This window comes from Acinetobacter sp. LipI_15 (assembly GCF_058242865.1).
Genome location: NZ_JBZAYN010000001.1, coordinates 3,158,771 through 3,169,891 on the forward strand (window position 1 = coordinate 3,158,771; position 11,121 = coordinate 3,169,891).

At 41.4% G+C, this 11,121-nt stretch carries 12 protein-coding genes; 5 read left to right on the forward strand and 7 right to left on the reverse strand.

All coding sequences use genetic code 11. The features are described from left to right. Positions 1 to 112: 112 nt before the first annotated feature. The 3 genes from guaD to AC4CU0_RS15005 all read left to right on the forward strand — a co-directional run bounded on the left by guaD (position 113) and on the right by AC4CU0_RS15005 (position 2,620). Positions 113 to 1,429 (forward strand): guanine deaminase, encoded by a 1,317-nt coding sequence (guaD, locus tag AC4CU0_RS14995; RefSeq protein WP_490743430.1) that lies wholly within the window; start codon positions 113 to 115, stop codon positions 1,427 to 1,429. A 225-nt stretch (positions 1,430 to 1,654) separates the two neighbouring features. Further along, a complete protein-coding gene (gene hpt / locus AC4CU0_RS15000; protein ID WP_078194457.1) occupies positions 1,655 to 2,182 on the forward strand; it encodes a hypoxanthine phosphoribosyltransferase in 528 nt (175 codons plus the stop codon). 180 nt (positions 2,183 to 2,362) lie between these two features. Further along, complete coding sequence (locus AC4CU0_RS15005) at positions 2,363 to 2,620, forward strand: GlsB/YeaQ/YmgE family stress response membrane protein (protein WP_078189516.1); 258 nt, start codon at positions 2,363 to 2,365, stop codon at positions 2,618 to 2,620. Between the two features lie 79 nt (positions 2,621 to 2,699). Here the strand turns inward: AC4CU0_RS15005 and AC4CU0_RS15010 are convergent, their stop codons facing one another. Then, the gene (locus AC4CU0_RS15010) at positions 2,700 to 3,398 is read right to left on the reverse strand and encodes a DsbC family protein (protein WP_490743523.1); all 699 of its coding nucleotides are present in this window, start codon (positions 3,396 to 3,398) and stop codon (positions 2,700 to 2,702) included. A gap of 116 nt (positions 3,399 to 3,514) precedes the next feature. After that, positions 3,515 to 4,459, reverse strand: a complete 945-nt coding sequence (gene dmeF, locus AC4CU0_RS15015; protein ID WP_490743433.1) for a CDF family Co(II)/Ni(II) efflux transporter DmeF — start codon at positions 4,457 to 4,459, stop codon at positions 3,515 to 3,517. 56 nt (positions 4,460 to 4,515) lie between these two features. On the opposite strand from dmeF, the gene AC4CU0_RS15020 reads away from it, so the two are divergent. Then, on the forward strand, positions 4,516 to 4,782 hold the full coding sequence (locus tag AC4CU0_RS15020; protein ID WP_078194474.1) for a metal/formaldehyde-sensitive transcriptional repressor: 267 nt from the start codon (positions 4,516 to 4,518) through the stop codon (positions 4,780 to 4,782). Positions 4,783 to 4,897: 115 nt separating this feature from the next. Then, positions 4,898 to 6,073, forward strand: a complete 1,176-nt coding sequence (locus tag AC4CU0_RS15025; RefSeq protein WP_490743434.1) for an MFS transporter — start codon at positions 4,898 to 4,900, stop codon at positions 6,071 to 6,073. A 279-nt stretch (positions 6,074 to 6,352) separates the two neighbouring features. On the opposite strand, the gene mnmE is transcribed toward AC4CU0_RS15025, so the two are convergent. The 5 genes from mnmE to rpmH form a co-directional block, all read right to left on the reverse strand. After that, positions 6,353 to 7,708: a tRNA uridine-5-carboxymethylaminomethyl(34) synthesis GTPase MnmE gene (gene mnmE, locus AC4CU0_RS15030; protein ID WP_078189512.1), complete on the reverse strand. Its 1,356-nt coding sequence runs from the start codon at positions 7,706 to 7,708 to the stop codon at positions 6,353 to 6,355. Between the two features lie 92 nt (positions 7,709 to 7,800). Next, positions 7,801 to 9,567: a membrane protein insertase YidC gene (gene yidC / locus AC4CU0_RS15035; protein WP_490743435.1), complete on the reverse strand. Its 1,767-nt coding sequence runs from the start codon at positions 9,565 to 9,567 to the stop codon at positions 7,801 to 7,803. Between the two features lie 5 nt (positions 9,568 to 9,572). Continuing rightward, complete coding sequence (gene yidD, locus AC4CU0_RS15040) at positions 9,573 to 9,893, reverse strand: membrane protein insertion efficiency factor YidD (protein ID WP_078189510.1); 321 nt, start codon at positions 9,891 to 9,893, stop codon at positions 9,573 to 9,575. A gap of 9 nt (positions 9,894 to 9,902) precedes the next feature. Continuing rightward, positions 9,903 to 10,295 carry a ribonuclease P protein component gene (gene rnpA / locus AC4CU0_RS15045; RefSeq protein WP_490743436.1) on the reverse strand — a complete coding sequence of 131 codons (393 nt, stop codon included), beginning with the start codon at positions 10,293 to 10,295 and terminating at the stop codon, positions 9,903 to 9,905. 31 nt (positions 10,296 to 10,326) lie between these two features. Beyond that, a complete protein-coding gene (rpmH, locus tag AC4CU0_RS15050; RefSeq protein ID WP_000831329.1) occupies positions 10,327 to 10,461 on the reverse strand; it encodes a 50S ribosomal protein L34 in 135 nt (44 codons plus the stop codon). Between the last annotated feature and the right edge of the window lie 660 nt (positions 10,462 to 11,121).

The window sequence follows — 11,121 nt, forward strand, 5'->3', positions numbered from 1 at the left end:
CTCATAAACAGCTGTTCTATTTTTTAGAACACATTTTCACAATTACTCTAACGGTATTTTGAACCAAATTGGGCTACAATCAACCGAAAAAATTCTAAACTGCAGGTATGTCATGTCTTCTGTTATCGCATCTACAGCGATCCGTGGTCGCTTTCTAGATATTCAGAATACAGTTGCTCAAGCACGTGAAATTCACGACCAAGTGCGCTATTTCGAAGATGGTTTGCTGATTACGCAAGCCGGAAAAATTCAATGGTTCGGTCCATGGTCTGAGGGCCAACACCATCTCCCAGATCAGGTTGACGTACAGCATTATCCAGATCAATTGATTGTTCCGGGTTTCATCGATACCCACATTCATTATCCACAAACGGAAATGATGGGGGCTTATGGTGAACAACTGCTGGAATGGCTTGATACTTATACCTTCCCAACCGAAATCCAATTTGAAGATCCGGCTTATGCAGAGCAAATTGCACAGTTCTTCGTAAACGAGTTACTCAAAAACGGAACCACAACAGCCCTTGTTTTTTGTACCGTTCATTCACAATCGGTCGATGCTTTATTTAAGGCTGCAGAACAGCATCAGATGCGCTTAATTGCCGGTAAAGTGATGATGGATCGACATGCACCTGAAGCATTATGTGACACTGCAGAGAGTGGCTATAACGACTCCAAAGCACTCATCGAAAAGTGGCATGGCAAGGGCCGTAACCTTTATGCCATCACGCCTCGCTTTGCCCCAACCTCAACGCCTGAACAATTGGCACGGGCAGGGGAGCTAAAAGCCGAGTATCCTGATGTTTATGTACATACGCATTTGAGTGAAAATAAAAATGAAATTGCGTGGGTCAAATCATTATTCCCTGAGCAAAACGGCTATTTAGACGTTTATCATCATTATGGTCTGACCGGATCACGTTCCGTGTTTGCACACTGTGTGCATTTGGAAGATGCTGAATGGGACTGTATGCATCAGACCAACTCTGCCATTGCGTTTTGTCCAACCTCGAATTTGTTCTTAGGCAGTGGTTTATTTCCATTAAAGAAAACATGGGAAAAACAGGTGAAAGTCGGCTTAGGCACAGACATTGGTGCAGGCACCTCATTTAACCAACTACAAACCATCAATGAAGCCTACAAAGTTCAACAACTTCAAGGCGATAAACTGTCCGCATTTGAAGCGCTGTACCATGCCACGTTAGGGGGAGCAAAAGCCTTAGACCTACAGGACAAACTTGGAAACTTTGATTTAGGCAAAGAAGCAGATTTTGTGGTACTCGATTTAAAAGCCACTGCGCTACAAGCCCTACGTCAACAACGTGCCAAAAATCTGGAAGATGCTTTATTTGCCCTGATGCTGATGGGGGATGATCGTAATATCCATGCCACCTATGTGTTTGGACAATGTGCTTATGTCAAAGCATAAAACGGCTCGACCGAGAGGAAAAACAACGTTGAAAATTGGACTGATTGCCGTCGCTTGTCTGTGCTTACTCAAGCGTGACAGCACTTCCAAGAAAAACTGATTACATTTTCAACGGCAAAAAAGATGCATCTGCGAGCCAGATGTATTAAAATTGGTTCATCTTTAGAGGTGTTGCAAGTCAACACCTTTTTTATTTTTTTGATTTGCTTTTTTAGGTATCTACCCATGTCTGTTCAAATGAGCGTACTGATTTCCACTGAAGAAATTCAAGCTAAAGTGAAAGAGCTTGGCGCAAAAATTGATGCACACTATGCTAACAGCGACAAAGAGTTGGTGTTAATCGGTCTTTTACGCGGTTCTGTTATTTTTATGGCTGACCTTTGCCGCGCAATTTCAAAACCGCATGAACTCGACTTCATGACCGTTTCAAGTTATGGCGGTGGGACCGTATCTACTCGTGATGTAAAAATCTTAAAAGACTTAGACGGCGACATTAAAGATAAAGATGTCTTGGTGGTTGAAGATATTATCGATTCAGGAAATACCTTAAGCAAAGTTTTAGAAATTTTACAGACGCGCAATCCAAATTCAATCGAGCTTTGTACTTTGGTTAGCAAGCCTTCACGTCGTGAGATTGAACTCGAAGTGAAATTTTTAGGTTTTGAAGTCGAAGATAAATTTATCGTAGGTTATGGTCTGGACTATGATCAAAAATATCGTCACATTCCATTTATTGGCGAAATTGGTCTCTAAGCAAGATCAGATACTTAAGAGTGGCCTAAGGCCACTTTTTTTTTACTTTTCTGGCTATTTCAGAACAAAAAAACAACAGTTTTTTGCATGTTTAGGCTGTAGCTCAGCTTAGTTTTGATTAAAGATAAAGATTGAACATGTCGTAAAAAACAAATACATGATAACAAAAGGAGAGTTACTATGTGGTCACTCATTGTTGCGATTGTTGTTGGTTTTATTGCTGGTTTAATTGCACGTGCGATCCATCCTGGAGATGACAAAGCCGGTTTCATCATGACCACCATTCTCGGGATAGCAGGTTCCTTACTTGCGACCTATGGCGGACGTTTATTAGGTCTGTATGGAGAAAATTCTGCTGCAGGATTTATCGCTTCCGTCATTGGTGCGATCATCGTGTTATTTATCTATAACCTTGTAACGAAAAAAACCCGCGTCTAGTTTTTTATAACGCCATTAAAATACCCGCCTATAGACGGGTATTTTTTTACTTATACTTTATTCACCGTACAGCTTGAAATTATTTGATCTCTTTTAACATCGATTCTAATTCAGCAGCAGGGTAAGCACCGGTTAAGATCGAACCGTTGGCAAATACGATTCCCGGTGTACCACTTAGTTTTAAGCTTTTAGCTAATTTTAAATTTCGCTCAATCGGGTTTGCACAGCTTTTCGCTGACTTCGGTTGAACTCCCTTATTGATTAAATTATCCCAGGCCATAGTAGGATTTGACTCACAAAAAATCTGCTTCGATGGCGCCAACGACTGTGGTTTTATCGCTGTGACAAAAGTATAAATGGTCACATCATTGAGTTTTGCCAGTTCTACTTCAAGCTTCTTACAATATGGGCAATTTGGGTCAGAAAAGATCGCGATTTGGCGCTTCCCATTCCCCCTGACTGTTTTAATCGCATCTTGTAATGGAAGTTTATTCCACTCAGTTTTCTGCTGATCGAGGATCAATTGTTTGGTCAGATTTTTTTGATCTTTTAAACGGATCATAGATCCTGCAATCACATAATCCGCATTTTCACTCAAATACAAAACTTGATCTTCAACAAAACCGCTATATATGCCCGGCATTTCGGTACTTTGAATATTTTCAATTTTTAAACTGGGGTGCTTTTCTACCAAGAGCTTTTGAACCTGTGCCGCATCTGCCAAAGCAAAAGTCGAAAGGGTGGTACTCAACGCCAACGCACATATTTTTTTCAACATAGACCGAACAACTTCAACATTTAATTGATTCAGCATTCTAAGCCTTAACACGTGAAAGTCTTGGGCATTTTTCAGTTCATTACGCAATAGCTACATGCCGTTTCACGTGGAACATATTAAGCTGCATCAGGTGAATTAATTTCAACAGACACATGTACAATTTCTTCATGAATCGACAGCGCTTGACGCACTTCATCTGCACTCAATGCCTGACTTGTTTCTAAAGCCACAATACATGAAAACTGACCTTTACCCACTTTCCATACATGTAAATCAGTTACATCGACGTCGACAGGTAATTGCATTAAAATCTCTCGAATCTCATCAACGACAGGGTGATCCATTTCCGCATCCAGTAATGTTTGTCCAGTTTCTTTCATCAGCCCAATGGCCCACTTACCAACAAGTACCGCACCAACAATCCCCAATAGCGCATCTAAAAATCCCCAGCCCATCCATTTTCCAGCAAATAAAGCCACAATGGCCAACACTGAAGTCACCGCATCAGCAACTACATGCATGAAGGCTGCTTTCTGATTGAGGTCGTGATGATGATCATGCTGCTCCTCATGGCTATGATGTTGATGGTGATGGTGATGGTGATGGTGATGGTCATCATGCAATAACCAAGCACAGATCAAGTTCACCACCAGACCTAAAATCGCAATAGGGATTGCTTCGTTATAATGAATTTGGACCGGGTTGAATAAGCGTTCCACCGAATGAAAGGCCATAAATGCAGCAATGACCATCAATAATATCGCGCTGCTATAGCCCGCTAAAATTTCAATTTTCCAAGTCCCAAAGCTAAAACGAGCATCTTGGGCATAGTGGTGTGCCGCACGATAGGCAAAATAAGCCAAACCTAATGCCAACATATGTGAACTCATATGCCAGCCATCTGCCAATAATGCCATTGAATTAAAAATCCAACCACCAATGACTTCTAACAACATCATGACTGCCGTTAAAATAGTGGCAATTAAGATCCGTTTTTGTGCGAGTGGATTACCTTCATCAAATTGATGATGATGAATTCGGATGGATGGGGAAGTTTTCATTAGGTTCTATGCTTAAATATACTCCCCCATAGTATATTTATTTTCGGGAGAAAGTATTGAGTCATTTACATCAGGACAAAAAGATTTTAAATCGGGTTAAACGTCTACAAGGTCAGGTCAATGCGGTCGAACTGGCTTTACAACAACCCGAAGCAGGGTGTATCGAGGTTTTACAACAGGTTGCGGCCATCAAGGGTGCAGTGAATGGATTAATGAATGAACTCATCGAAGCACATTTACGCCATCATGTATTGCCTCAAGATGCTGAAATTAATGAAGCAGAACTGGAAGAATTTGTAAAACTGCTTAAACGCTATGGATAAAGTTACAACTGTGATTTGACCATAGAAAACAATCGGCATTAAACTGAGCCCATATTTCCTTCTTTCTCATGCAGCACAATATTGACCCTATTGACTGTACCTCTGCGACTTTAAAATGACCACATCTCCCTCTTGGCGACCATTTATCATGGTGAGCCTTGCACTCTGTATGGGCACTATTGGTACAGCGCTAGCTAGTCCTCTGTATCCCATTTATCAACAACTTTGGGGACTGCTGCCGAGTCATATCACCTATATCTTTGTTGCCTACATGTTTGGTTGCCTAGCGACCTTGCTGTTTTTAGGTCGTACCAGTAATAGTTTTGGTTTTTTAAGAACCCTGCAAATCGGTATGGCGTGCATCATCTTGGGTTTAAGCTTGTCGGTGTTTGCCAGTAATGCGCTGTGGTTATCTATCGGTCGCTTTATTATCGGTATTGCCTCGGGTTTAATTAGTACCTCAGCTATGCTTGGCATGGTCTATACCATTCCTGAACAGCATAAAAATAATGCTCCGCAGCTGAGTTCAATCATAACTGTGATTGGTTTTGGTCTTGGCCCATTTATTGGTGGAGTGATCGCTCAGTTCTCTGAACAGCCTTTAATTACCCCTTATATCCCTGTGATCTTTGGGGGTTTGACGTGTTTAATAGGGTTATTTTTTATTCGCACACCGAATTTTGAGCCACAGCCTTTTTCAGTGGCACCACATTTGGAATTGCCTGAAAAGCGTGATCATTCACGATTTTATATCGCCGGACTAACTGCCTTTTGTGCCTTTGGCTCTTTTAGCTTATTTGCATCACTCGCACCCTCTTTCGTCAAAGATGCAATCCCATGGCATGGCCCTTTGGTCAGTGGTAGTGCCATTGCAAGTATCTTGCTGGTTTCCGCTGTCGTGCAATTTATGGCGAAATCGATTCCTTCTGCAAAATGTGTCAATGCCGGCTTAATAGTGTTAATACTGAGCTATGCGCTCCTTGCGCTATGTATGACCCAACATTGGAGCGCATTGTTTTTTATTAGCGATGTTTTAGTCGGTGTCGGGCATGGTCTGGGGCTTTTAGGCGCATTTGGCTTAGTTCATCAAATGACCAACAATCAAAACCGTGCTGCGGTGATCTCGACCTATTTATTTATTGGATATCTAGGCACCATTATTCCAATTATTGCAGCCGGCTATTTATCTGATCATTTCGGCTTAATGGTCGGTGTTTTAGGTTTTTGTATTGGCGTAGGCTTATTGTGTATCGGCTTATTGTTTTGGCACCGCAGTCTGAACACCAATTAACCATTGAACTTATTCAAGAAGCATCTTGTATTGGGTGCTTCTTAAACCCAAAAACAATTAAAAAACCCTATAAAAATCAATAATTTTAAATTAAACCTTTGTGTGGTGTGATTCATTTGAGAATCTAAGGGATGAAAATGAAAGATGTGCTGAGATCGATCTTTAACATCATTTTTGGCTCAAACCCACGCTAAAGCCATGCAAAAAAGCACGATGTTTTCGAACATCGTGCTTTGGATGGATCTATCCATAGGTGAAATGAGGAGCTCAATCGTTTTATTACTTCCCGATACAAAACGATCCAAAAATCTTCCCGAGTAAATCATCTGCACTGAAATCACCCGTAATTTCACCTAAAGCATTTTGCGCCAACCGTAGAGACTCGGCTACCAACTCACCCGCATGATAAACCACCAACTGCTCACGTGCTTCTGCAAGATAGCGCTGAGTGCGCTTCATTGCATCTAAATGGCGTGTTCGAGCAATAAAGGTATCTTCTTCTGGTTGAAAGCCTGCATGCGCTGTAATCGCATCAATAAGCGCTTGAACGCCAGTTTCTTGTTTAGCCGAAACACGAATATGTCGAAAACCGTTTAAATCGGTCATTTCCGCGGTAGATCCCGTCAAATCGCATTTATTACCAATCAGCATCAACCGCTTCGGTTCGATATGATCGGCAAAGTACGCTTGAGCCAATTGCAGTGGATCTTCGCCTTGACTTAAGTCATAGACCAAAAGTAACAAGTCAGCTTGCTCAATTTCTTTAATTGCGCGGCGAATCCCTTCTTTTTCGACGATATCACCGGTTTCACGTAAACCAGCGGTATCGGTCAAAGTAATCGGCAAACCATTGAGGCTGATTTTTTCATGTAAAACATCACGTGTCGTACCTGCAATATCCGTCACAATCGCCCGTTCCACACCCGCCAAAGCATTGAGTAGAGATGACTTACCTGCATTGGGTTTACCGGCAATCACCACTTGTAGACCTTCACGCAGTAACTGACCTTGGCGAGCAGACTGCTGTACAGCATGGACCGAGCTTGCCACTTCATCTAATAAACCCAAAATCTTACCATCCGCCAAAAAGTCAATTTCTTCTTCAGGAAAATCAATCGCTGCTTCCACATGCAAACGCAAATGGATAAGTTTTTCTAGCACCGTATTGACCTTGCTCGAAAAGGCACCTTGTAATGAACGTACCGCAGAACGTGCTGCTGCTTGTGAGGTGGCATCAATCAGGTCGGCAATCGCCTCGGCTTGCACCAAGTCCATTTTGCCATTTTCAAAGGCGCGCATTGAAAATTCGCCCGCTTTTGCAGCAATAGCACCCAATTCAAGTAACCGTGCCAATAATGCATTTTGAATAACGGGGCCGCCATGACCTTGAAGCTCCACCACATCCTCACCCGTAAAGGAGTGCGGATTTGGAAAGCAAATCACCAAACCTTCATCCATGATTTCATTCGATGCATCATAAAACTTACGGAAACCAGCAAAACGTGCTTGTGGTAAGGATTGCTGCGTTAATGCTTCTGCAATGGCATAAGATTTGGGACCAGACAGGCGAATCACGCCGACACCACCACGACCCGGCGGTGTGGCAATTGCTGCGATGGTGGTTCGGTTTAACATAAAATTCACCTAAAAATTTTCAAACGACAGATAAAGAAAAATCCGCCTAAGATTACCATCTTAAGCGGATTTATTCAGCCCATCAGCAATGCTTAGTTTGCTGAGTCAGCCGCTTCACGTTTTAAACGGTCTTTTTCAACTGATTTGTTAATCAAACCTTGTTGAAGAATAGTAATACTGTTGTTACAGATCCAGTAAAGCACAAGGCCCGCAGGGAAGAACAACATAAATACCGTAAAGATCACTGGCATGATTTTGAAGACTTTCGCCTGCATTGGATCAGCCGGTTGTGGGTTCAAACTTTGCTGAATGAACATGGTCAAGCCCATTAATAGCGGCAAAATAAACCATGGATCCATCGCAGATAAATCTTGAATCCAACCTAACCATGGCGCATGACGTAGTTCAACAGACTCCATCAATACCCAGTACAAAGCAAGGAAGATCGGCATTTGGAGCAATAACGGCAAGCAACCTGATAGTGGGTTCACTTGTTCACGTTTATACAATGCCATCATTTCTTGCGAGAAGCGCATACGGTCTTCACCGAACTCTTCTTTCATGCGTTGCATTTCAGGTGCAATCACACGCATTTTCGCCATAGAGCGGTAGCTCTTCGACGACAATGGCCACAAGATCAGTTTCACCAGAATCGTCAATAGAATAATTGACCAACCCCAGTTACCCACTAAACCGTGGAAAAACTCAAGACCGACAAACAATAATTTCGCAATAGGCCATAACCAACCGTAGTCTACAGTTTGGTTTAAACCAACCGCCAATTCTTTTAATTCAGATTGGATTTTTGGACCTGAATAGAACGTTGCATCTACTTCTGCCACAGTTCCTGCAGGAACATTGATTGCAGGTGAAGTGAACTGAATAATGTTCATATCATCGGTAGATTTACGTGACTCAAGTTTCGCAGCATAAGGTTGACCATTGGCTTGCGTTAATTTGATCTGTCCAGGAATCCACGCACTCACGAAGTAATGCTGAACCATTGCAACCCAACCGCCAGTTGCTTCAACATTCAATTTTTCTTCATTGAAGTTAGCAAATTTAAGTTTGTTGTAATGTTCTTCAGGCGAACCCCATGCACCACCAAGGAATGTACCTAAAGTGAAAATACCTTGATCAGATTTACCTGGATCTTCAGAGTTGTCGCGTTTAAGCTGACCAAACATCTGACCTTGCCAGTTCTGAGCACTGCGGTTCACGATTTTATGATTCACGACAACAGGGTATTCACCTTCAGTGAAGTTAAAGGTTTTAATAACCTCTATACCATCTGCTGTTTTATAAACCATTGGTACTGACAAAACTTTTGCTGTTTGGCCATCTTTACCCTTCACAGCTTTTGCGTCATTCAACGTATATGAAGATTTTTCAATCTCATAGGTTGGACGTCCTTTCGGATTGCTGTCAGGGCCATTAAGACCAATTAAGCCAGACTGAGCAACATAAGTCCGTTTCGCATCGCTTTCAAGCATTACAAACGGTTCGTCGCTGTCTTTATTTTTGTCATGATTGAGTAATTCAATACGAACAATATCGCCACCCTTTGGATTAATCCAAAGATGGTAAAGGTCAGTTTGTACTGAAATTAACTGTTGACTAACAGGTGCAGTGGCATCTGTTGTTTGTTGTGTAGCAGCATTATTTGCTTGCGGCACATCAGTAGCAGCCGTAGCTGTCTGGCCATTTGGCAAATCGGCAGATACTTCATGCGTTACCACCGCAGCATTTTGCTGAGTTTTTTGTTCCGCATGTCCATAATCTTTCTGCCAAGCCAAAATGAGCAAATATGCGACAACAAACATGGCCCCTAGAATTGCAATCCTGGCCCATTGTTGCATAGGTATTACCCCAAGTGGTTAGAGTGATTTTGGTTCAATAAACGTTCACGAAAGGGTACAGCAACGTGAAGCGTTTGAGAATCTATTTGCTGAAATGAAATAAAACGAATTGCTTTTGATGGAACAGGATCATAGCCTGAACCGCCCCAAGGATGACAACGGCAAATACGCTGAACAGCTAGACACACTCCACGTACAGCACCATGTTGATGGACTGCTTCCAAAGAATATTGAGAACATGTTGGAATATAACGACAGCGTGGTCCCAATAAAGGACTAATCGCAATCTGATAGAAACGAATGAGCCAATGCAGTAAACGAACCATTGGTCATCTCTACGCTTGTGGGGAGGTAGCTATTTTTTTATGCTTATTTGCAAGGCGCTGCAATTTTTCCCAAGCAAATTGTAATTGCTGATGCAACTCTGCATTCGGTACCGCCTCTATGCCCATTTTTGGCATAACGACAATATCTAATACATTAGACTGCTGTTGATGCAGGCGAAAACTTTCGCGTGCAAGTCGTTTTACTCGATTTCTTTCATGTGCGCGGCGCACTTTTTTCTTAGCAACAACAATACCCAAACGGCTATTCGGCTGTTCGGAGATTTTTGCTAGAAATAAGAAATGGGGTTGATGCACTTTAAAAAGCGCACCATCGAACACACTTTTATAATCGGCAGCACAGTGTATTCGCACATCTGTGCTAAAGCCGTAAAGTGTTGTCATAACACCCAAGTCTTGACAGTCTTAACTGAAATTAAACAGTTAAGCTGTGACGACCTTTTGCACGACGACGCGCTAATACTTGACGGCCAGCTTTAGTAGCCATGCGAGCACGGAAACCATGAACGCGTTTACGTTTCAACTCAGAAGGTTGGAAAGTACGTTTCATATCGAAACTCCACAAATGATCTTTCAGTAAAGGTTCGCGATTTTAGTGCTCATTGCTTGAGCTGTCAATGAAAAACACGCTTTCTTTCAAAATCTAGGCTGTGATATATCAAGATAATATAAGGATTAGAAATCAGTCAGAAAGTTTTAAATTAAAATATTCACAAACTAAATCATTGTATATATTAATTATTTAAGTTATCTTCAAGTTTACTCACAGATTTATCCACAACCTTAAATTTGTGAATTGGTTTTTATGAATTTATATTTGAATTTAAACCAACAATCAAGTTATCCCCAGAATGGGTCGATCTTATAAATAAATTCAAATTTTAAAATTTAAATTTATTACTATTAGTGTTGATATTTTCTGTGGAAAACATATTTTTAGATTTAAAAAACAAATAATTATATTGTGGATAACGATGTTTTTATAATTTTGATAGTTTGTGGATAACTTTGTGCTACAATTTATCCACAGCTTGCGGATAAACTTATCCACACGTGATTTAAATTTAAATTTAAACTCAATTTGCGTTTTTTTGATCGATTTCGACTGATTTGTTCATGACAGATGTGGATAAGATGGTTAGAATGGCTGCCCGCTTAGGCGGGGTTGAATTATTTTTTTACGTACAATGGACTGAAATAGGGGTTTCAC

Bases quoted from the DNA above. Each gene is read 5' to 3' on its own strand.
- rnpA (WP_490743436.1), bottom strand. From the start codon at position 10,295: ATGACAACACTTTACGGCTTTAGCACAGATGTGCGAATACACTGTGCT.
- yidD (WP_078189510.1), bottom strand. From the start codon at position 9,893: ATGGTTCGTTTACTGCATTGGCTCATTCGTTTCTATCAGATTGCGATT.
- guaD (WP_490743430.1), top strand. From the start codon at position 113: ATGTCTTCTGTTATCGCATCTACAGCGATCCGTGGTCGCTTTCTAGAT.
- mnmE (WP_078189512.1), bottom strand. From the start codon at position 7,708: ATGTTAAACCGAACCACCATCGCAGCAATTGCCACACCGCCGGGTCGT.
- rpmH (WP_000831329.1), bottom strand. From the start codon at position 10,461: ATGAAACGTACTTTCCAACCTTCTGAGTTGAAACGTAAACGCGTTCAT.
- AC4CU0_RS15025 (WP_490743434.1), top strand. From the start codon at position 4,898: ATGACCACATCTCCCTCTTGGCGACCATTTATCATGGTGAGCCTTGCA.
- hpt (WP_078194457.1), top strand. From the start codon at position 1,655: ATGTCTGTTCAAATGAGCGTACTGATTTCCACTGAAGAAATTCAAGCT.
- yidC (WP_490743435.1), bottom strand. From the start codon at position 9,567: ATGCAACAATGGGCCAGGATTGCAATTCTAGGGGCCATGTTTGTTGTC.
- dmeF (WP_490743433.1), bottom strand. From the start codon at position 4,459: ATGAAAACTTCCCCATCCATCCGAATTCATCATCATCAATTTGATGAA.
- AC4CU0_RS15005 (WP_078189516.1), top strand. From the start codon at position 2,363: ATGTGGTCACTCATTGTTGCGATTGTTGTTGGTTTTATTGCTGGTTTA.
- AC4CU0_RS15010 (WP_490743523.1), bottom strand. From the start codon at position 3,398: ATGTTGAAAAAAATATGTGCGTTGGCGTTGAGTACCACCCTTTCGACT.